The organism is Acinetobacter sp. ANC 5600 (assembly GCF_002018395.1).
In the GTDB taxonomy this organism is placed as follows: domain Bacteria; phylum Pseudomonadota; class Gammaproteobacteria; order Pseudomonadales; family Moraxellaceae; genus Acinetobacter; species Acinetobacter amyesii.
Genome location: NZ_MVKW01000005.1, coordinates 36,731 through 59,377 on the forward strand (window position 1 = coordinate 36,731; position 22,647 = coordinate 59,377).

19 protein-coding genes and 1 pseudogene are annotated in these 22,647 nt (G+C 42.5%); 13 read left to right on the forward strand and 7 right to left on the reverse strand.

Going from position 1 to position 22,647, the window contains the following annotated elements; genetic code table 11:
• Positions 1–36: 36 nt before the first annotated feature.
• From nirD to B1201_RS12100, 3 genes are all read right to left on the reverse strand, one after another.
• Positions 37–1,647, reverse strand: coding sequence for a nitrite reductase small subunit NirD (gene nirD, locus B1201_RS12090; RefSeq protein WP_078193758.1), 1,611 nt, complete (start codon positions 1,645–1,647; stop codon positions 37–39).
• Between the two features lie 112 nt (positions 1,648–1,759).
• Entirely contained in the window at positions 1,760–4,306 is a 2,547-nt protein-coding gene (gene nirB, locus B1201_RS12095; RefSeq protein WP_078193759.1) for a nitrite reductase large subunit NirB, read from the reverse strand.
• Between the two features lie 66 nt (positions 4,307–4,372).
• Positions 4,373–5,722 carry an MFS transporter gene (locus B1201_RS12100; protein ID WP_078193760.1) on the reverse strand — a complete coding sequence of 450 codons (1,350 nt, stop codon included), beginning with the start codon at positions 5,720–5,722 and terminating at the stop codon, positions 4,373–4,375.
• A 445-nt stretch (positions 5,723–6,167) separates the two neighbouring features.
• Between B1201_RS12100 and B1201_RS12105 the strand changes: the two genes are divergently transcribed.
• Entirely contained in the window at positions 6,168–6,755 is a 588-nt protein-coding gene (locus tag B1201_RS12105; protein ID WP_078193761.1) for an ANTAR domain-containing response regulator, read from the forward strand.
• A 3-nt stretch (positions 6,756–6,758) separates the two neighbouring features.
• The gene (locus B1201_RS12110; RefSeq protein ID WP_078193762.1) at positions 6,759–7,754 is read left to right on the forward strand and encodes an ABC transporter substrate-binding protein; all 996 of its coding nucleotides are present in this window, start codon (positions 6,759–6,761) and stop codon (positions 7,752–7,754) included.
• 77 nt (positions 7,755–7,831) lie between these two features.
• On the opposite strand, the gene catM is transcribed toward B1201_RS12110, so the two are convergent.
• On the reverse strand, positions 7,832–8,755 hold the full coding sequence (gene catM, locus B1201_RS12115) for a cis,cis-muconate-binding transcription regulator CatM (RefSeq protein WP_078193763.1): 924 nt from the start codon (positions 8,753–8,755) through the stop codon (positions 7,832–7,834).
• 103 nt (positions 8,756–8,858) lie between these two features.
• On the opposite strand from catM, the gene B1201_RS12120 reads away from it, so the two are divergent.
• The 7 genes from B1201_RS12120 (at position 8,859) to B1201_RS12150 (ending at position 14,322) form a co-directional block, all read left to right on the forward strand.
• Complete coding sequence (locus B1201_RS12120) at positions 8,859–9,968, forward strand: muconate/chloromuconate family cycloisomerase (RefSeq protein WP_078193764.1); 1,110 nt, start codon at positions 8,859–8,861, stop codon at positions 9,966–9,968.
• Between the two features lie 20 nt (positions 9,969–9,988).
• Positions 9,989–10,279, forward strand: a complete 291-nt coding sequence (gene catC / locus B1201_RS12125; RefSeq protein ID WP_078190886.1) for a muconolactone Delta-isomerase — start codon at positions 9,989–9,991, stop codon at positions 10,277–10,279.
• Between the two features lie 154 nt (positions 10,280–10,433).
• Positions 10,434–11,120 (forward strand): 3-oxoacid CoA-transferase subunit A, encoded by a 687-nt coding sequence (locus B1201_RS12130; RefSeq protein WP_078193765.1) that lies wholly within the window; start codon positions 10,434–10,436, stop codon positions 11,118–11,120.
• 19 nt (positions 11,121–11,139) lie between these two features.
• Complete coding sequence (locus tag B1201_RS12135; RefSeq protein WP_078193766.1) at positions 11,140–11,790, forward strand: 3-oxoacid CoA-transferase subunit B; 651 nt, start codon at positions 11,140–11,142, stop codon at positions 11,788–11,790.
• 124 nt (positions 11,791–11,914) lie between these two features.
• Positions 11,915–13,120, forward strand: a complete 1,206-nt coding sequence (pcaF, locus tag B1201_RS12140) for a 3-oxoadipyl-CoA thiolase (RefSeq protein WP_078193767.1) — start codon at positions 11,915–11,917, stop codon at positions 13,118–13,120.
• Positions 13,121–13,186: 66 nt separating this feature from the next.
• Positions 13,187–13,966 (forward strand): 3-oxoadipate enol-lactonase, encoded by a 780-nt coding sequence (gene pcaD, locus B1201_RS12145; RefSeq protein WP_078193768.1) that lies wholly within the window; start codon positions 13,187–13,189, stop codon positions 13,964–13,966.
• A gap of 71 nt (positions 13,967–14,037) precedes the next feature.
• Entirely contained in the window at positions 14,038–14,322 is a 285-nt protein-coding gene (locus tag B1201_RS12150; RefSeq protein WP_228144783.1) for a hypothetical protein, read from the forward strand.
• Positions 14,323–14,447: 125 nt separating this feature from the next.
• Here the strand turns inward: B1201_RS12150 and B1201_RS12155 are convergent, their stop codons facing one another.
• The 3 genes from B1201_RS12155 to B1201_RS12165 form a co-directional block, all read right to left on the reverse strand.
• Positions 14,448–15,686, reverse strand: a complete 1,239-nt coding sequence (locus B1201_RS12155) for a CaiB/BaiF CoA transferase family protein (RefSeq protein ID WP_078193769.1) — start codon at positions 15,684–15,686, stop codon at positions 14,448–14,450.
• A gap of 50 nt (positions 15,687–15,736) precedes the next feature.
• Positions 15,737–17,164, reverse strand: a complete 1,428-nt coding sequence (locus B1201_RS12160; RefSeq protein ID WP_078193770.1) for an MFS transporter — start codon at positions 17,162–17,164, stop codon at positions 15,737–15,739.
• Between the two features lie 209 nt (positions 17,165–17,373).
• Entirely contained in the window at positions 17,374–18,594 is a 1,221-nt protein-coding gene (locus B1201_RS12165; protein ID WP_078193771.1) for an acyl-CoA dehydrogenase, read from the reverse strand.
• Positions 18,595–18,840: 246 nt separating this feature from the next.
• Between B1201_RS12165 and B1201_RS12170 the strand changes: the two genes are divergently transcribed.
• The 4 genes and pseudogenes from B1201_RS12170 (at position 18,841) to B1201_RS12185 (ending at position 22,596) form a co-directional block, all read left to right on the forward strand.
• The gene (locus tag B1201_RS12170; RefSeq protein WP_078193772.1) at positions 18,841–19,776 is read left to right on the forward strand and encodes a LysR substrate-binding domain-containing protein; all 936 of its coding nucleotides are present in this window, start codon (positions 18,841–18,843) and stop codon (positions 19,774–19,776) included.
• A 103-nt stretch (positions 19,777–19,879) separates the two neighbouring features.
• Positions 19,880–20,581 (forward strand): SIR2 family NAD-dependent protein deacylase, encoded by a 702-nt coding sequence (locus tag B1201_RS12175; RefSeq protein ID WP_078193773.1) that lies wholly within the window; start codon positions 19,880–19,882, stop codon positions 20,579–20,581.
• Between the two features lie 188 nt (positions 20,582–20,769).
• Positions 20,770–21,714 (forward strand): ABC transporter permease, encoded by a 945-nt coding sequence (locus B1201_RS12180; protein WP_078193774.1) that lies wholly within the window; start codon positions 20,770–20,772, stop codon positions 21,712–21,714.
• Positions 21,714–22,596: pseudogene (locus tag B1201_RS12185) on the forward strand (ABC transporter ATP-binding protein). The gene B1201_RS12180 and the pseudogene B1201_RS12185 overlap by 1 nt, the downstream one beginning before the upstream one ends.
• Positions 22,597–22,647 lie beyond the last annotated feature (51 nt).

Consider the following 22,647-nt stretch of genomic DNA (forward strand, 5'->3'; position numbering starts at 1 on the left):
TTAAATCTTGTATCTTTTTTTATCAGGGCGATTCCGTTACCCTGCTTTCTTTAATGCAAAATCCTTACCAAACAGCAATTTGTTTCGGATACTTGAAATTGGAGTTTGATCTGAAATCAATTCTGCATACCATGCCCCGTCTTCAGTATCGCCAAACAGCACAGCACCAATCACTCTATCTTTTTGAATAATAATGCGTTTATAGATTTGGCGTTTTTCATCATTCAAAATAATGTCTTCAAAATCATCCAACGGTTCAAAGTTGCCTGCAGAAAAAACATCACAGCCGCTGACTTTTAACTGCGTCGGAACCGTAGGCGCTTTGAAGGTTAAGCTGCCATGTTCGGCCAAATGCGATGCACAAATGAATGCCTGTCCCCAAAGCGGTTCAACTAAACCGAAAGTTTGGCTTCGGTGTTCAATACATTCACCCACCGCATAAATACTCGGATCAAAAGTTTGCATGGTGTCATTCACCATGACACCGCGGCCGCAGCGCAGTCCTGCACTTTGCGCCAATGCAATATTTGGGCGAATACCGACTGCAAAAACTACAAGATCTGCATCTAAAACAGTATCGTCCTGCAAACGCAGCTGCTTCACATGGCCATCTTCACCCATCAATTCTTGGGTATTTGCTACGGTCATGATTTTTATACCTTTTTGTTCAATCGCATGATTGAGCATTAAGCTGGCTTTTTCATCCAGCTGGCGGTCCATAATACGGTCCATCAAATGCAGTACTGTGACATTCATGCCACGCTGTTTCAGGCCATACGCAGCCTCTAGGCCAAGTAAACCGCCGCCAATCACCACTGCATTTTGCTTAGATTTACAGTAATCCAGCATGCGGTTTACATCATAAATATCACGGAAGCTGAGAACACCTTTTAAGTCAGTTCCCGGTATAGGCGGAATAAATGGCTTAGAACCTGTCGCTAAAATCAGACGGTCATAATCGATGACCAAGCCTTTTTCTGTGTATACCTGCTTGCGCGGACGGTCTATGCGTACCGCCGCATCACCTGCTACAAAACGGATATTTTTGTCTTTATACCAAGCATGTGAATGCAGCATGATATCTTCAATGGTTTTATCACCTGAAAGCACAGGTGAAAGCATAATTCGGTTGTAATTACCCCAAGGTTCTTCACCAATGACCGTAATTTCATAACGCTCTGGCGCCATATCCAGCAGATCTTCTAAGCAACGCATACCTGCTAAGCCATTGCCGACCAAAACAAGTTTCATCAACTCAGACGATGGCGCGTTATTGGTAATATAGGTTTTTTGAGCAGTTGGACTAATAAGCACACGGCCATTTTCAATTTTGCTTGGAAAAACCAAGAGTTTTTGGTCTTTATCTTCTAAGCAGCGTCCAGTAGCAAGGCTGAAATGCTGTTTATAAATGGGTGATGCCACAACACGCTCACCCTGCAAGTCACCAATAATACCGCGGGACATAACATAGGCTTGACTAAACGGATCTTGATTGCTCAGTGCATAAACCCGCTTTTCTTCACCGACACGGAATATCGCAATTTGCTGATTTTCAATCAGTGCGCCCACACCTGTATTTGGCGTAATATCATCTAATGCACAAACATCAAACCAGTCTAAATCATTCATTTCTTTTAAAATTGTCATATTCTTGATCCTTTTTAAACTTCTTTTAGATCACCATCTTTCGTTTCCGCTTTAACGAGAAACCGAATAAGGATGTAAATCAAATAAAAGAAGTTTTAAATTCGTTATTCTCTTAAGCTTCAACCACTGGAATGCGTGACGAATCGCGTTCAGCTTCTGTTTTGGGTCTGATTTGACCGCGAACGGATGCAAACTGAATATGCGGATCATTTTGCTGTTCTGCTTTTGCATTCACGAAAGTCACAAAGCGTTTACGTACTTCAGGATCTTCTACAGCAGTACGCCATTCATCTTGATACGTACCCACAACATGGCTCATACGGCGTTCAAGTTCACCCGCTACGCCAAGCGAATCATTCACAACGACATCTTTCAGGTAATCTAAACCGCCTTCCATGTTGTCGCGCCATACAGAAGTACGCTGCAAACGGTCTGCTGTTTGAATGTAGAACATAAAGAAACGGTCAATGTATTTGATCAATGTTTGCGTATCTAAGTCTGATGCCAAAAGCTCTGCGTGACGTGGCTTCATACCGCCATTGCCGCATACATAAAGGTTCCAGCCCTTTTCTGTCGCAATCACGCCCACATCTTTACTTTGCGCCTCAGCACATTCACGGGTACAGCCCGACACAGCCATTTTCAGTTTGTGCGGTGAGCGAAGGCCTTTGTAGCGGTTCTCTAAATAAATCGCCAAGCCGACTGAATCGTCCACGCCATAACGGCACCAAGTACTGCCGACACAAGATTTCACCGTACGCAGTGATTTGCCGTAGGCATGGCCAGACTCAAAACCAGCAGCAATCAATTTTTCCCAGATTTCAGGCAGTTGATGCACTTGTGCACCAAACATATCAACACGCTGACCGCCTGTAAGTTTGGTATATAGACCATATTCTTTGGCAATTTGACCCACGGCAATTAATCCGTCCGGAGTAACTTCACCGCCAGCCATACGCGGTACAACCGAATATGAACCGTCTTTTTGAATATTGCCGAGGTAGTAGTCATTACTGTCTTGCAAGCCCGCATGGCTTGGTTTAAGTACAAAGTCATTCCAGCATGACGCTAGGATATTGGCTGCCGTCGGTTTACAGATATCACAGCCTAAACCATGGCCATGCTGTTGAATCAGGTCATCAAAGGTTTTGATTTCGTTCACACGTACCAAGTGATAGAGCTCTTGGCGTGAATAAGCAAAGTGTTCACATAAATGGTTATTTACAGTTACACCTTGACGCTGAAGCTCCGATTTAAGTACTTGAGTGACTAATGGCGCACAGCCGCCGCAAGCTGTTGCAGCTTTAGTACATTTTTTCAATGCGCCTAAAGAGGTCGATCCGTCTGCAATGGCTGAACAAATATCTGCTTTAGAGACGTTGTTACATGAACAAATCGTTGCGCTGTCTGGCAGCAGATCGACACCGCTTCCGCCCGATTTACCTGCAGATTGTGCATAACCAGGCATGATTAGGCTTTCTGGGCTTTCTGGAACTTCTAAGCCATTCAGCATCATTTGCAGCAGGTCATTGTATTCTTTAGCACAGCCCACCAATACTGCACCTAGCAGCTTAGTTTTCTCTGCATTCACGACAATTTTTTTATAAACCTGAGCTGCTTCATCTGCATAGAAATAACTTAAAGAATTTGGTGTCATTGCATGCGCATCGCCAACAGATGCAACATCAACACCCATCAGTTTCAGCTTGGTGCTCATATCTGCACCAGCGAAAAGCGTGCAGTTTTGTTCCATCACATGCTTTGCTGCAATACGCGCCATGTCATAGCCCGGTGCAACTAAGCCATAAATTTTATTCTGCCAAAGCGCACATTCACCAATGGCATAAATGTCAGGGTTTGAAGTTTGGCAATAATCGTTAATCGCAATACCGCCACGTTCACCAATCGCTAGACCGCTTTGGCGCGCTAATTCATCGCGCGGGCGGATACCTGCAGAGAATAAGATGATATCGGTTTCCAGTTCAGAACCATCACCAAACTTCATCACGTGCTTCGCATTTGCACCATCTTCGATGCAAGATGTTGCTTTTTGCGTATGGACTTTAACACCTAGATTTTCAATTTTCGAGCGTAAAACTTTACCGCCTAGATCATCAATCTGAACTGCCATTAAGCGTGGTGCAAATTCAACAACATGGGTTTCTAAGTTTAAATCACGCAGCGCTTTTGCTGCTTCTAAACCCAATAAACCGCCGCCGATCACCACACCTGTTTTAGCATTGAAGCTTGCGGCACGGATGGCATCCAAGTCTTCAATGGTACGGTACACAAAGCAGTTTTCACGCTCATTTCCTGGAATTGGCGGCACAAATGCATATGAACCTGTTGCGAGCACCAGCTTGTCAAAAGAAAGAATATCACCGTGATTGGTCGTGACCGTTTTATTGCACTGATCAATTTCAACTGCTTTGGTGCTCAGGCGTAAATCTATACCGTATGCATCAGCAAAGTCGCTGCGGCACAGGGTTAAGTCTTTCGCTGACTTGCCGCTGAAGTATTCAGTTAAGTGCACACGGTCGTAAGCTAGACGCGGCTCTTCAGCTAAAATGGTTAATTCAACATCATCACCTGCGTGTTCCAGTACAGATTCGATAAACTTGTGGCCAACCATGCCATGTCCAATCATGATGATTTTCATATTCTTTCTCCGCAATATTTTCTTTTGCACAGCCTAAGCCTCTATACGCTTAGGCTGCTATTTGTATTAGTTTTGAACTTCAGCTAGATTTCTTTCATTCACAGCTTGTTCAAATAAGCGCTGTTCTTTTTCTTTATGCTCTACAGAGAAGCGGATCATCAGCACACAGCTTGCAGCAATCACCACCAAACCGCCAAGCACCATCAGCGTGGTTTGAATATCCAACATGCCTTTAAGCAAGAATCCTGCAGCTACCGCACCAACGTTACCGCCTGCGCCGATAATGCCTGCCACGCCGCCTAAAGCATCACGGTCAATGAATGGCACCAAGGCATAGGTTGCGCCGCACGCCATATGGGTGAAGAGCGCAAAGACTGTCATGGCAAGAATGGCGAAGATTGGCGTGCTCATTTGCGAGAACAGTATTAAAAACAGTCCTTCTAGCAGAATCATCGCAAACAGAACTTTGGTACGGCCATCCAAGCCTTTGGTAGTCGCGACTTTGTCTGAAACAATGCCGCCGAGCGCGCGGGCAAACAGTGCCAATAGACCGAAGATCCCTGCTGCCATACCCGCTTCTTTTAATCCAAATTGGAAGTTGTCGACGTAATACAGCGCAATAATGTTGTGAATAAAGATTTCAATGCCGAAGCAAGCTGCATAAGCGCCAAATAAAATCCATACGCGATAGTTACGTGCAGCGTGCATGAGAATGGCTACACCGCCTTTTTTATCTGAACCGACTGCAACGCCTTGTTCACGCAGTTCTTTAAAGTTGCCTTGCGGGCAGTCTTGGGTAAATTTCCAATACAGCGCGCCTACGATCAGCATCATTACACCCGGTACAATCAGCGCAATGCGCCAGCCCATCGCTTGCTCTACACCAAACATAACGAGTGCGCTAAGCAATAAAGGCATGAGGGCTTGAGTTGCACCGCCGCCTGCATTACCCCAGCCTGCGGTTGCCGCATTGGCTGTACCCACCACATTAGGCGCAAACATAATGCTAGTGTGGTATTGCGTGATGACAAAGCTTGCGCCGATCGCACCGATCAGCAAGCGGAAGAAAAGAAAAGATTCATAGCTATTCGCAGATGCAACCCCAAAGACTGGGATGCTGCCGACAATTAATAATGCTGTATATGTTTTACGCGGGCCGTATTTATCACATAAAGGCCCAACGATCAGACGAACTAAAATGGTGATTGCAACCGCAGCAATATTAATATTAGCGATTTGGTCTTTTGTTAGATTAAATTCACCTGCAATCACTGGCATCAACGGCGCACAGGCAAACCATGCAAAGAAGCAAACAAAGAATGCGAGCCAACTCATGTGGAAGGCCCGCATTGCTGCTGAAGAAAAATTAAATAGACTTATTTTTGTGGCTTTTTTGGCATTTAAATTTGAAGACATAACCTTCTCCTGACTGAACTGAACGCATGAATTACTCGGTTATGTCGCTAACACATAACAGAGTCGATCAGAACGGACGTCGTTGGCCGTCTAACAAATTTTTAGAGTCTTCATTGACTCAACAAGTATTAAGCACGAGCCATGCCAAGTTTTTATTTTCGACTTCAATTCATCTTTACATTGCGGCTTTGAACGCCGACTTGTCAGAAATTAAGCGAATTAAGGTAAATAGATAGTCAATGTGCCTATAGAGATGCAGCTAAATGTTCAAGCGTGGTTCAGCCCTGCACAAGATCAGTGCATGGAAATGGTTCAATTTAAAAATGCGCACATAACTATGCTCAAACATAGAAGCAGATTTATATTTTGTATTGCCTTTAGATTTGGCATTTAATTTGCTTAGCAAACTCAATACGTATCTGTTTGGCTCTGTCTGAGTGTTTGCATGCCAAAACTAAAAATAGCCCTGATTGATGATGATCAAGAACGCGCTGAATTTATTCAAGCCTCATTAATTCAGCATGACTTTGATGTGGTCGCCAGTTTTATAATTGATCATTTAAATATGTCATATCTGCAAAATATTCAGGCAGATGTGATTTTATTAGATATGGATCACCCGCATCGCGATGTCATTGAAAGCTGTGTCAGTCAATTTGACTTACCGACTGTTCTGTTCACTAAAAATTCGAGTCGAGAAATTATCCGAAGCGCGATTGATGCAGGTGTCACGGCTTATATTGTCGATGGCATTGACCCTGCACGTTTGAATAGCATTTTAGAAATTTCAATTGAACAATATAAAAAGCATAAAAAACTGCTGAATGATTTGGCTGAAACCAAGTGCAAATTGGCCGATCGAAAAGATATTGAAAAAGCCAAAGTGCTTTTAATACAAATGCATGGATTAACCGAAGATCAAGCATTCAATTTGCTGAGAAAAAATGCCATGAGTCACCGTATGACAATGGGTGAAATGGCGCGCCGACTGCTTGATGCGCAAGCACTGTTACAGTCTCAATTTAAGGAATAAACCATGCAAAAGCTTGAAAAAACAGATATTCAATTGGGGTATATTCCTTTACTCGACTGTGTTGCTTTGCTCTGGGCAGAACATCAAGGATATTTTGCTGAACAAGGGTTAAATGTCACACTGACTCAAGAACCATCTTGGGCAAGTTTACGCGACCGTCTAGCTTTTGGTTTTTTAGATGCTGCCCATTGCTTATCGGCCATGCTGCCTGCGTCTGTGACGGGCAAAGACCATCTCGGCATTCCCTTACAAACCTCTCTTACACTCAGTACTAATTGTGCTTATATTAGTTTGAGTCAAAAGCTGTGCTATGAATTAAATATCCATGCTTTGGATCTACCAAAAAATTCAGCAGAGAAAATCGTATCTGCGGTAAAACAGAATCAAACGATTCAGTTGGCGCATGTTTTTCAGCATTCGATTCATCATTATATTCTAAGAGAATGGCTGGCACTTGCAGACACAGAAATTGCTCAAACGCAAACGTTTTCAACTTTACCACCGCCTTATATGGTCGAAGCAATATCAACGCAACGAATTAATGGATTTTGTGTCGGAGAGCCGTGGAACACGCAAGCTGAAATACAAGGCTATAGTCGTATTATCGTCAATAGCCAAGATATTATTGATCATATTCCAGATAAAGTTTTGGCTTTTACCCATGATTGGGCAGAAAAACATCCTAATACCTTAAACGCAATCAATCTTGCCATCCAAAAAGCGCAAAACGATCTGCTTCAACAAACGTATTTCTCAGAAATATTTTCTTTGTTAAAGCAATATCACATCATCCGTTTTGATTGTTCTGAGCAGATTCACGTCGAGGCTTTTCATCGGATCAAAAGCATTATTCAGAATTTTGGCAAGACCCAAGCACCACAAACGTCAGACTTTGAATGGATGATTCAAAAAATGCAGCAATATGATCAATTGAATATTGAAGATGAAAAGGTTTTTGAAATAGCTCAGTCTTGTATTTATCAGGATGCTTTGGGCTGAAGTGATTGATATTCCATAAGACCCTATCATCTGAATAATGGATCTTGTGTTACATCGACCATGAAACCTTGACTTAGTTATGCATCTGCATCGATGGCGCGCAGATCGATATTTTCTTCAACAAAGACTTCACGAATGCAATCCAGTATCTTTGGAATGTAATTACTATGATCCATATTGCGCACCGACAAAGAGATTGGACTATAGGCTTCCAAATCTAAGATTGGGATATACATCAAATTTTTCATGCCAATATCACTGGCACTTTCAGGGATCAGAGAAATACCCTCTCCCGACGCCACCAAGCCCAAAGCCATATGAATTTCACGCACTTCGGTTAAATGTTTAGGCACAAGTCCTAATTCGGTAAAAATGGATTGGATGAGGGTGGAAAAATTCGGTTTAGGTGTCGTAGGGTAGGCAAAAATTGGTTCATCTAAAATTTGAGAAAGATAAATGCCTTTGTCTTTAAATTCAGCCAAATGATGATTTTTATGTATAGCTAAACGTAGCGCTTCTTTTCTTAATAAAATACGTTTAATAGACGGATCTGTTAATCGCAGTCGTCCAAAACCAATATCAATTCGACCGGTTTTTAAGGCTTCAATCTGATCGCGTGTACCACATTCTATGAGTTCAACATGAATATCTGGGTTACGTTGTCGAAATAAATAAATAATTTGTGGCAATAATGCGTATAAAAGCGAACTGACATAACCAATGCGGACAGTTTTATCGACGGCATTAATTCGCTGTGCCATGGTTGTGGCCTGGGCGGTATGCGTCAATATCTGTACAGCATGCTCATAAAAGAACATACCTGCTTCTGTGGTTTTCACGGGTCTAGAACCACGCTCAAACAAGGTAATCCCCAGTTCTTCTTCAAGTTTTTGAATTTGGCGGCTCAAAGGCGGCTGAGCAATACATAATTTTTCTGCTGCCTTGGTAATACTTTGCTCTTCAACCACGGTGACAAAGTAACGTAAGTGCCTTAATTCCATTTATATACCTTTTAAGTATCTAAAAATACCAAAATCGCTCTAGTTAAAGATATTACATTAAATTAGGGTATATAAATAGTTGGATAGATAAGAAATACGCAAGATGTATAAGTCGATTGAAACCCTGCTCGTGGAAATCCCAACAATCCGTCCGCACAAGATGGCTGTTGCAACCATGCAAACGCAAACCCTTGTTTTGATTAAAATCACCACCGAAGATGGTTATATCGGTTGGGGTGAAGCGACGACGATTGGCGGTCTAGGCTATGGTGAAGAAAGCCCTGAAAGCATTCGAATCAATATTGAAACTTATTTTAGTCCTTTACTGAAAACCCTCACTGGTTTGAATGTAGCTCAAACCATGCAAGCCATTAAACGTAATATTAACGGCAATCGCTTTGCTAAATGTGCCATTCAAACGGCGCTACTCGATATTTTGGCGCAGCGTTTAAATCTGCCTTTGAGTGAAGTATTGGGCGGTCGCTTACGTGACAGCTTACCAGTTCTTTGGGTACTTGCATCTGGCAATACGGAAAAAGACATTGCCGAAGCACAAAAAATGATTGCGGCAAAACGACATAATATTTTCAAACTTAAAATCGGTTCACGCCCCGTTGAAGCTGATGTTGAGCATGTATTAGCCATAAAAAAAGCGTTAGGTTCGGACATTTCTATTCGTGTGGATGTTAACCGTGCATGGTCTGAACTAGATGCCATTAAAGGCATTCAATTGTTACAAGATGGTGGTGTTGATCTGATTGAGCAGCCTTGCGCGATCGATAACATTGACGCGATGCGCCGTTTAACTCGTCGTTTTGATATAGCCATTATGGCAGATGAATCACTGATGGGCCCGCAAACGGCATATCAACTTGCGCGGCACAATTCTGCATCTGTTTTTGCAGTCAAAGTTGCGCAGTCTGGCGGTTTAATCGAAGGCTGTGAGGTTTCTAAAATCGCCAAACTTGCGGGTATCGATTTATATGGTGGAACTATGCTTGAAGGCCCTGTGGGCACTATTGCATCGGCACATGCATTTTCAACTTTTGACAATTTAGCTTATGGCACAGAGCTTTTTGGTCCATTGCTGCTAACTGAAGAAATTTTAAAAACCCCACTTCAATATCAAGATTTCGAACTCAAGATTCCGACCACAGCTGGTTTAGGGATTGAAATTGATGAAAACAAAATTGATGACTTACGTCGCAAATAACATTTAGCTAGGAGTGAGAAATGCTTTTCCAAGTACGCATGGATGTCAATATTCCATTAGATATGCCAGTCGAAAAAGCCAATGAAATTAAAGCTGTAGAAAAAGCTTATTCACAAGATCTACAACGTCAAGGCAAATGGCGTCATATCTGGCGCATCACTGGTCAATATTCAAATATCAGTATTTTTGATGTTGAAAGCAATGAAGAGCTACACAACATTTTACAAGGGTTGCCCCTTTACCCGTATATGAATATTGAAGTTATGGCTTTAAATCGTCATCCCTCTTCTGTTCGTAGTGATGATAGCTGATGCGATTGGATTCCAATTGTGTAGCACATGATTTGAGTCCATTGATCTGCATTTTTAAGTTTGTAAATATTTGAAATAAAAGATTATCTGCCTTACATGACTGAAGTGGTTAGTCAGGTAAATAGTTTTATCGTTCTTGATGAAGGATCGTAGCATGATTGATAAAAGTACCGCTTCCTTAACAGAAGCACTTTCTCAAATTAAGGATGGATCTACCATTATGATTGGCGGCTTCGGTACGGCTGGTCAGCCTGCTGAACTGATTGATGGACTGATTGAACTTGGCATCAAAGATCTCATCATCGTCAACAACAATGCAGGTAATGGTGACTATGGATTGGCTAAATTACTCAAAGCTGGTGCTGTCCGTAAGATGATTTGTTCTTTCCCTCGCCAATCCGACTCTTGGGTGTTCGATGAGCTATACCGTGCAGGAAAAATAGAACTTGAGCTTGTACCACAAGGTAATTTGGCTTGCCGTATTCAGGCGGCAGGCATGGGTTTGGGTCCAATTTATACACCAACTGGTTTCGGTACGTTGCTGGCAGAAGGCAAACCTACACTCAATTATGAAGGCAAAGATTTTGTTCTCGAAAATCCAATTAAAGCTGATTTTGCTTTAATCAAAGCACATCAGGGCGACCGCTGGGGCAACTTGGTTTACAACAAATCAGCGCGTAACTTTGGTCCCATTATGGCTATGGCGGCAGATGTGACAATTGCTCAAGTCTCAGAAGTGGTTGAACTTGGTGCATTGGACCCAGAGCACATTATTACCCCTGGCATTTTTGTACAACATGTTGTGGCTGTTCAACCTGCACAGCTTGAGCAATCTGCATAAATCACGTGAGGAAAGAACCATGAGCTATACCAAATTAACCCGTGATCAAATTGCAGAACGTGTTGCACAAGATATTCCAGATGGCGCTTATGTCAATTTAGGCATTGGCTTGCCCACTAAAATTTCAAATTATTTACCAACAGACAAAGATGTTTTTCTACATTCAGAAAATGGCCTTTTGGCTTTTGGTCCTCCTCCGGCTAAAGGCGAAGAAGACCCTGAATTAATTAATGCAGGAAAAGAGTTTGTCACTATGCAAACGGGCGGCTGCTTTTTTCACCATGGTGACTCTTTTGCCATGATGCGTGGCGGGCATTTAGATATTGCAGTATTAGGCGCTTTTCAGGTTGCCCAAAATGGTGATTTAGCAAATTGGCATACTGGTGCGCCAGATGCAATTCCTGCTGTAGGTGGTGCAATGGATTTGGCTGTTGGGGCGAAAAAAGTCTTTATTACTACAGACCATGTGACTAAAAAAGGTGAACCGAAAATTGTCGCTGAATTGTCATACCCTGCGACAGGCCTGCAATGTGTCGATCGTATTTACACAGATCTGTGCGTCATTGATGTGACGGTTGAAGGCATGAAAGTGATTGAAAAAGTTGAGGGCTTGAGCTTTGACGAATTACAGTCAATGACCGGTGCAAAGCTGATAGATACGACAGCATAAAGCAAAAAGTCCCTCCTTGATTAAAGGAGGGATTTTGGGAGGATTAATTTAAAAAATTAACTTCCTGTAAATCCCTCCCAACCTCCCGTTAAAAGGGAGGAGCTGAGTTTTTAGGATTTATAAAATGAAAAATGCCTATATTATTGATGCAATCCGCACCCCTTTCGGTCGCTATGCGGGCGGTTTAGCAGCAATGCGTACCGACGACCTAGGTGCTTTACCCATTAAGGCACTGATGCAGCGAAATCCAAGTATTGCTTGGGAGTCTGTTGATGACGTGATTTACGGCTGTGCGAATCAAGCCGGTGAAGATAACCGTAATGTTGCACGAATGTCGTCGCTACTCGCAGGTGTACCTTTTCAAGTTCCTGCTACAACTGTGAACCGACTTTGTGGTTCATCACTTGATGCAATTGCGATGGCAGCCCGTGCAATTAAGGCAAATGAAGCAGACTTAATTATTGCCGGCGGTGTTGAGAGTATGTCCCGTGCACCCTTTGTTATGGGTAAATCGGAAAGTGCTTATGGACGCAGCCAAAAGATTGAAGACACCACCATGGGCTGGCGTTTTATCAATCCAATCCTTAAGCAAATGTATGGCGTGGAAACCATGCCTCAAACCGCTGAAAATGTGGCAGAACAATTCAACATTAACCGTGAAGATCAAGATGCTTTTGCCTTAGAAAGTCAGCGCCGTACAGCCGCTGCACAAGCCAATGGTTTTTTTGAGAAAGAAATCATCCCTGTCGTCATTCCACAGCGTAAAGGCGACCCACTGATAGTTGATACAGATGAGCATCCACGCGGATCGACGACAGCAGAAGGTTTGGCAAAACTCAAACCTGTGGTGAAAGCAGATGGGACGGTAACAGCGGGCAATGCTTCAGGGATCAATGATGGTGCGGCTGCACTACTGATTGCTTCAGATGATGCTGTTAACAGATTTAAGTTAAAGCCACGAGCCAAAATTATTGCAGCAACGGTGGTGGGTGTTGAACCCAAAATCATGGGTTTTGGTCCTGCGCCTGCCATCAAAAAGCTGTTAGCTCAAACAGGTCTAAGCCTTGAACAAATGGATGTGATCGAGCTGAATGAAGCTTTTGCGGCTCAAGCCTTAGCGGTTACCCGTGAACTAGGTTTGGAAGATGGTGCTAAACATGTCAATCCAAACGGTGGCGCTATTGCTTTGGGGCATCCTTTAGGTGCATCTGGAGCCCGTTTAGTGACGACTGCGTTAAATCAACTTGAGGCAATTTCAGGTCAATATGCCCTCTGTTCGATGTGCATTGGTGTCGGTCAAGGCATCGCTTTGATTATTGAACGTGTTTAATCCTCAATAAAAGTCCTCCTTCTTATAGGGGGATTTAGGGGATTTATAAAATTAAGGATTCAAAATATGCCTACATTCATATCCAATGATGCAACGATTAATTACGCAACTTTTGGTGACCACACACAACCTGCGATTGTCTTTTCTAATTCTTTAGGCACAAAGTTCAGCATGTGGAAGCCTCAGATAGAGGCGCTGCAGCAGGATTATTTTGTCATTTGTTATGATACACGTGGTCATGGTGCATCTACTGCCCCTCAAGGGCCTTATAGCCTTGATAAATTGGGTACAGATGTCATCCATTTATTGGATCATTTAAATATTCAACAGGCTACATTTTGTGGAATATCGATGGGTGGTTTAACAGGCCAATGGCTTGCAATACATCATCCTAAACGCTTTAACCATGTCATTATATGCAATACCGCTGCAAAAATTGGGCAAGAATCAGCTTGGAATGAACGTGCGCAGTTAGTCCGTCAACAAGGTTTGAAACCAATTGCAGAAACGGCAGCATCACGATGGTTTACAGAACCCTTTATCCAAAGTAACACGGCAACTGTACAATCTTTGAGTAACGAACTCGGAGCTGGCAGCCCAGAAGGTTATGCAAGTTGTTGTGAAGCTTTGGCTAAAGCGGATTTACGCAATGAAATCTCGTCTATTCACATCCCAGTATTGATTATTGCAGGTCAACAAGACCCTGTAACTACAGTTGCAGATGGTCAATTCATGCAAGAACGCATTGCAAATAGCCAATTATTTGAAATTAATGCATCGCATATTTCAAACATCGAACAGCCAGATGCATTTAATCAGGCTTTGCAGAATTTTATACAGCAATAATAAGCAGCTGAACAAATTCAATGTAATGTTATTAAAATAGAGCCTTGCCATTGTGCAGGGCTTTATTTCGTTTGAAGGCTTATACTCTCATCAATGGAGGTGGTATCGATGATCTTGCTGTGCAATTAGTAGACTTGAAAAATAGGCATATAAATGCTTATTGCGTGCAGCATTGCGGAAATTGGTTTGTGTTTAATCCAGAATTTGAATGTTATAGCTTTAAGAAAAAATATCAAGGCGCAAAAGTATGGACATCTCTTTCATACAAAAAAATAAAGACCGTATTGCAGGCCCAAGCTTTGATGAATAATTATACTTTATCTAGAAAATTAACATTAAAAGCACTCCGTAAATGAATATTGATATTGAAAAAGACCGAAGTATTGGAGTCCTTCGGTCTAAAATTTTAACTTCACTTATTCCTCATATGTGTTTAAGACCAGATATTGAAGAATAGTTTGAAGAATAATCTCTGGGAATTTTAAGCTGCAGGATGATTGAGTTGATCAATGATGCCTTGTGCAGCCAATTCATTTAATTCAGCTTCAGTTTTAAATTGGGACAAAATTTCGATTGTGTGCTGCCCTAACTGCGGCGGTGCATGACGGTATTCTACAGGCGTATCAGATAATTTCATCGGTGATCCAATCACTTTAAAATCATGATTTAAAGCATGTGGAATATTCACCACCATTTGACGATGTTGAATTTGCGGTTCATTTAATGCGTCTTCTACAGAGTTGATTACACCCACAGGCACTTTTACCGCATGAATCGCATCGACCCAAACTTGAGCATCTTGAGTCAGAAAATAGGCACTCAATAATGGAATTAATTCCTCACGGTGCTTCACTCGATCTTGATTACTTAAATAGTTTGGTTGATCTAACAGTTCTGTATAGCCAATCGCAATACACAAGTCTTTAAATTGCTTATCATTACCACAGGCAATAATAAATTCCTTATCTTTGGCTTTAAAGGTTTGATACGGCACAATATTCGGGTGATTATTTCCCATGCGCTTGGGTGCTTTGCCCGAGGTCAAATAGTTCATACCTTGATTGGCCAAAGCCGCTACCTGTACATCGAGTAATGACATATCAATATATTGACCCCGTCCAGTATGTTGCCGTGCTAACAATGCCGCCTGAATTGCAATCGTTGAGTACAGTCCGGTCTGAATATCGACCACAGCGACCCCCACCTTTTGTGCGCCACCACCGATTACATCATCAGATTCACCAGTAATACTCATCAGACCTGACATGCCTTGAATAATAAAGTCATAGCCTGGTTCTTCCGCACGTGGACCATCCTGACCAAAACCTGTAATTGAGCAATATACGATATTGGGATTTAGTGCACTGAGCGATGCATAATCCAAACCATATTTTGCAAGTGAACCTGCTTTGTAGTTTTCAATCACGACATCTGCAGTTTGGGCAATTTCACGGACTAGGGCTTGCCCTTCTTCACTGGCAATATCAATGGCTACAGAATATTTATTGCGGTTCGCACATTGGTAATAGCCTGATTCTTTCGTCGCTTGACCTTGCTGATTTGGCATCCAAGGTGGTCCCCACATGCGGGTATCATCCCCGACTTTAGGACGCTCAATTTTGATTACCTCTGCACCTAAATCAGCCAATATTTGACCGCACCAAGGACCTGCCAAAACACGGCTTAAGTCCAATACACGAATTCCTTTTAATGCACCCATAGTTCACTCCAGATGTGCCATAGTATTGAGCTATGGCACAGATCTTTTAATTATTTTACTGTTGCAGTTTTTGCAGATGCTTTTTGTTCTGCATCATCAACATATGTATCTACACTTGCCAGTTTTTCTTTTTCCGCATCTGAAGAAAGTGATGCTTGCTGGGGATCATATTGACGTTCACGAATGAACAAGCCCGGAATAACACCTGCAATAAAGTACGCAGCACCCATTACAATAAAGGCCATGGTGAATGATCCGCCAGCGGCAATCATACCAATGGTTGCTGGTGCTATGGCTGCGCCTAAACGTCCCATATTGTAAGCACCGCCAATAGCCGTACCGCGTACATCCGTAGAGAAACTTTCTGCCATATACGTTGCATTTACACCGTATGGAATACCGTATAGGAAACCGAAAGTTACGAGTAAATAGGCGATGTTGGTTGGTGTGTTATAGAAAATGATGATCGGTAAGAATGCTGCCGTAGCTACCGTACCAAACACAAAGGTAATACGACGTCCGAACTTGTCAGCGGCATAGCCTGCTAAAATTTTACCCAGAATCATGGCGGTATATGCGCCTACCATATAGCCTGTCATGGCTTTAAAGTTCATGCTGAGTTCGGTTTCTAGATACGTTGGCATCCAGTTGTTGACACCGTAGTAACCGAATTGTAGAAATGCAGCGGTCGACATCCAAAAGAAGAACATTTTACGATGATTGGTATGCCCAAAAATACGTTTATAAATACTTTCAGAAGGTGCATTTTGATTGACTGCAGCATGTTGCTGTACAGGTTCAAGTTTTAATTCACGGCGTTTTAGCTGCTCAATTTTTGCTTCCTGCCAAGATTTTGGTTCAGGAACAAAACGCATAAAGATCAGGGCAAAAGCAGCAGGAATAATGGTGACATAAAATAGCATCCGCCAGCCGTGATCTGGAATAATGGCACCCGCCAGCAGCGTTGCAACGATATAACCCACGGTTTGACCGGTTTGCAAAGTCCCTAGTACCGTTGTGCGGTATTTGGTTGGTACATATTCTGCCATCAGCGTATTACACGCCATGTAAAGAGAACCCAGTCCAAAAGCGCCAATAAAACGTAAAATTAAAAATTGTTCATAGCTTTGTGTAAAGCCTAAGATACAGGTCATGATTGAGAAAAATACGACCGACCAAGCAATAGTTTTCACACGACCGAATTTATCGCACGCCCATCCACCCGAAATACCACCCAGCGCCATCCCTGCTAAAGAAGAACTACCGAGCATTCCGGCTTGAAATGTACTTAAACCAAATTCAGCCTTTAAACTGGTCAGGCTGAATGACAGCAACATGATGTCTACACCATCAATCACCAAGGAAATAAAGGCAAAAATAAAAGCCATTTTCCAAGTGTTGCTTGTAATACGATGCATCGTGCCCACGTTAGAAGGCAATTTGAGCGTTCCTGCTCCGTTTTGCATTTCGTTATTCATTTCCTTGTTCCTCATTTTCCCAAATGAGTCATCGGCATTCCTATGTCTGCACATTTGCCTTTTTTATTCTTTTTATTTCATCACTGCTCAGGCTATTGCACAGAGTTACAAGAGTGTTTCACGATGAATCCTTTATTGATTAAGTTTATTTTTGCATAAAAAGTCTCTAAGGCACTCTATGTAGAGCACCTTATCGATATATAATTCAATTAGTTACCAAAAGCCGCGATGCCTGTTTGCGCACGACCTAAGATCAGTGCATGTACATCATGCGTTCCTTCATACGTGTTGACGACTTCGAGATTGACCAGATGGCGGGCAACACCAAACTCATCAGAAATGCCGTTACCACCCATCATGTCACGCGCAACACGGGCAATATCTAAAGCCTTGCCACAGTTGTTACGTTTAATGAGTGATGTGCCTTCTACAGCAGCAATGCCTTCATCTTTCATACGTCCAAATCGAAGCGCAGCTTGTAAACCCAAGGCAATCTCAGTTTGCATATCTGCCAGTTTCTTTTGAATCAGCTGATTCGCTGCCAATGGTCGGCCAAACTGTTTACGGTCCATAGTATATTGGTGCGCTGTATGCCAGCAGAATTCTGCGGCGCCCATTGCGCCCCAAGCGATACCATAACGAGCACTATTTAGACAGGTAAATGGACCTTTTAAACCACGTACTTCTGGAAAAGCATTCTCTTCAGGGACAAAGACATTGTCCATCACAATTTCACCGGTAATCGATGCACGTAAGCCAACTTTACCGTGAATTGCAGGAGCGGATAGACCTTCCCAGCCTTTTTCTAAAATAAAACCACGAATGTCACCAACATTACCTTCAGGCGATACTTCTTTCGCCCAAACAACAAACACGTCGGCAATTGGGCTGTTGGTAATCCACATTTTTGCACCCGTGAGACGATAGCCACCTTCGACTTTTTTTGCACGAGTAATCATGCTACCTGGGTCAGAGCCATGATCTGGTTCAGTTAAACCAAAACAGCCAATGTATTCGCCTGTTGCCAGTTTTGGTAGGTATTTCTGTTTTTGCTCTTCAGAGCCAAATTCATTAATGGGCACCATCACCAAAGAACTTTGAACGCTGGCCATTGAGCGGTAGCCCGAATCAACATATTCAATTTCACGCGCAACGAGACCATAACTAACATAGTTTAGACCTGCTCCGCCGTATTGCTCTGGAATCGTTGGGCCAAGCAAGCCAAGTTCGCCCATTTCTCGGAAAATAGATGCATCGGTTTTTTCATGGCGGAATTGTTCGAGTACACGTGGCTGTAAACGCTCTTGACAGTATGCATGCGCAGTATCGCGAATCATGCGTTCTTCTTCAGTTAATTGCTGTTCCAAAAGAAACGGATCTTGCCAGTTAAATTGTACTTTTGGTTTTTTTACATTGACCATTTGATTCATAGCATCCTCTGCTTTTTCGGGCTTTCTTTGTTTTATTTGATGCTATGTGTGAAAAGTGATTCATTCAAACGATTAATTTGCATGTAGATATGCGCCTTTCGCATACCTGAGCTTTGTTCACAGCGTGTTAAGCACTTTAGCCACTGATTTAAGCGATGGATTGCTTTATTTATAGACTATAGTGGTATATGAAAATCATTCTTATATGCCATTTTGTGATACCTCTCGATAAAAAGGACTTTATCTATGCGGCGTAATATTCCATCATTGCAAAGCTTAATTTGCTTTGAATCTGCTGCAAAACACGCAAGTTATACGCATGCTTCTCAAGAGTTATTTATTACTCAAAGTGCTGTGTCACGCCAAATTCAACAGCTTGAAGAGTACTTAGGTGTAATGCTATTTAGCCGAACACGTCACGGTGTCGATCTCACAGAAGCAGGCAAACAATATGCAAAAAGTATTAAACCCTTTTTGCAAGGCATCGAAAAAAGCACCTCAGATATCATGACGCACAAAGGCTTAGGCGGTACTTTAAAGCTGGGCGTTGTGCCAACGTTTGCCACACGTTGGCTGTTGCCAAAATTAAATAAATTAAATGCACAGCATCCTGAAATTACCGTGCATTTGGAAACCAGTACCAAACCTTTTTTGTTTAATGAAAATGTCTTTGACGCAGCTATTTTTGCAGGAACGCAACAGCAAATTGAGCATTGGCCTGGCATTCAAGCGCATTATTTAATGGATGAAGAAGTGGTTCCCGTTTGTTCCCCCAAATTGATTGAAAACAATTCTCCCCATGCGGAAATGACGGATGATCATAGTTTTAATTTAAGTGATGAAGAATTGCTTCGATTACCCTTATTACAGCAAACAACCCGTCCAAGTATTTGGCAAGAATGGTTTCAAGCCCATCAAATTCAGCATCCCAAGCCTTTCGATGGGCAGAGGCATGAATTATTTTCTATGCTTTCTGTTGCAGCCAGTCATGGCATGGGAATGGCACTGATTCCACAAATGCTGATCGAAGCAGAACTGAGAAAAAAAGAATTGGTGATTGCATCAAATAAAAAACTGCACGGTAGCAGAAAGTATTATTTGGTCCACTCGAGTCAAGACAGCTCACCGCAAATACAAAAATTTGTCGATTGGGTGCTACAAGAATTGCATCAGCTGAGTTGAAGTAGTCGCTATATTTTGAGTACAGTAAATTCGCTGCATTATTCGTTCAATACATGTAACCGTACCTAATGGACGCATCAATTAAAATATAAGGCTATAATCTATGCAAAAAATTGTGGTGTTTTCAGGTGCCGGCATGAGCGCAGAAAGCGGCATCAATACCTTCCGTGACAGTAATGGTCTTTGGGAGCAGCATCGTATTGAAGATGTGGCCACACCTGAAGCTTGGGCACGTGACCCTGCTTTAGTACAGCGTTTTTATAATGAACGCCGTAAACATATTTTAGCCGCAGAGCCAAATGCAGCGCATAAATTGATTGCAGAACTCGATGATTTTTTTGATGTACAAGTCATCACACAAAATATTGATGATCTACATGAACGTGCAGGCAGTCAAAATGTACTGCATCTGCATGGCAATATTCGTTACGCAAAAAGCTCTGGCCCTCAGGCGCAATATACGCAAGAATTTTTCCCCATTGAAGGTGCAGATTTAAACTTAGACACCGACAAATGCCCTGAAGGATATCCTTTACGGCCACATGTAGTCTGGTTTGGCGAAGCAGTTCCTGCCTATGAAGATGCCAGTTTAAGTGTACAAACGGCAGATATTTTTATTGTGATTGGCACGAGTCTGGCTGTCTATCCTGTGGCTGGATTGATTCACGAAATCCCTGCCAACTGCCGTGCATTTTATATCGACCCGAAAGCAGATTATCAGCGTGTACCTGAGCAGTATCAATTGATTAAAGCGGGTGCGAGTGAAGGAATGAAAAAACTTTTTTTGCAATTGGTTGCGCCATAAAAGCACATTTTGGCATCAGTATCGATCAAAAAAACTAATATTGCCTGCTTCTTTTGCAGGCTTTTTGCTGTTTATAGCCTATCTAACTTTGCATAAGGCCAATAAAACACGGCATACAAGCGTTTGGCATTCAAATTGCTTAATAGTATTACGTTTTATTAAAAAAGTAATATTGGGGCTTGGTCAGTATGGGTTATGTCGCAAGAGAGCTCAGTCCGAGAAGCAAGCTATTGCTCGGCTTCGGATCATTTTTAATTCCTGTGCTTATTTGGTGTACAGTGAGTTATTTGCCATTTTTATGGCATCCACAGGTGCAAATTACGCAGTCAGGCAGTGTGTTGTATTTTCAGGTCGATAGCCGTGTAGACAAAGCGGTGTTTTATGCCGAAGCGCAATCTGCGGTCAATGCAGGTTTAGCACCACCTCAAGGTAAACTGGTCAATCCAATCTATTTACCTGCACCGCATGAAGTGGCAAAAGCGCTGGTTACAGCCTTTATTACCCCGCCTGCCCAACCTGATGCCCCTTGGTTTCATCAAAGCTTATGGCACAGTATTAAAATTGTGTTCAGCGCTTTTTTTATTGCCTCTCTCATCGGTATTCCGCTGGGTATTCTTTGCGGTTTTTCTCAAAAAATATCACAACTGACCGAACCCTTTGTTGAGTTTTTCCGCTACTTGCCCGCTCCTGCTTTTGGTGCATTAGCCGTTGCGATTTTAGGCATTAATGATGCACCTAAAATCGCCATTATTGTGATTGGTACGCTGTTTCAGCAAATTCTGATTATTGCGAATACCACACGGATGGTTGACCGAGGCCTGATCGAAGCAGGTTTTACGCTGGGCACCAATAAAATGAAAAGCTTATTTCATGTGGTGATTCCAGCGGCGCTTCCCGACATTTACCGCGACTTACGTGTATTGCTGGGCTGGGCTTGGACTTATCTGATCGTATCTGAACTGATTGGCACAACCTCTGGGATTACGTGGTTTATTACCCAACAAGCGCGTTATCAAAACTTTGACAATGTTTATGCCGCGATCCTCATCATTGGGGTGATTGGTTTGGTATGCGATGTGGCGCTCATGAAACTCGGTCAACGTCTATTTAAATGGAAAGCAGGAGCAAAATAATGAACAGCACAGAATTTAATGCCACCACTTATTTCGATGCAATTTATGCACGCCCTGTCATTTTAGAAGCAAAAAAAACTTACACAAAGTTTTAAGCACGGCAAAACTGAACGCACTATTTTAAATCAGTTGGATTTAAAGATTCATAAACGTGAATTTATCTGCGTGATTGGCCCATCGGGTTGCGGTAAATCGACCTTTAGCCGAATTGTGGCTGGGCTTGATCCTTACAGTAGCGGTGAATTGCTGGTCGATGGCCAAGTCATTGAAGGCCCAAGCCCTGAGCGTGGCATGGTTTTTCAAGGCTACACGCTTTTTCCATGGAAAACGGTCAAAGAAAATGTGATGTTTGGCCCTTTAATGAAAGGTGCCAGCAATGCCTCGGCTGAATCCAGCGCCCGCGAATGGATTGATATTATTGGTCTAGAAAAATACCAAGATCAGTACCCGCATCAGCTGTCTGGCGGAATGAAACAGCGCGTTGCTATTGCCCGCGCATTGGTCAATGAACCCAAAATATTATTGATGGATGAGCCGTTTGGCGCGCTTGACCCGCATACCCGCCAAAAAATGCAAAAACATTTAATGGATCTTTGGCAAAACATTGATATCACTATTATTTTTGTGACACATGATATGGATGAAGCCATTTTATTGGCGGATCGTATTGTGGCGCTCAAAGCCAATCCTGGTGAAATTAAAGAAATAATTGAGGTCGATTTACCCCGTCCTCGTAATCCTGAACTCATGCTGAGTCCTGAATTTAAACAACTGCGCGAACGGGTAGATTTCTTGGTGCATGCGCAGGAAGACGAGCTCGACCCAGCGATGGAAAACCTACCGAAAATTCCGCGTATGACCCAAGTCAGTACGCAAAAATAACTGGATTAATCCCTCTTCATCTTTAGGACGGCCTAAATGATGTACTACAGC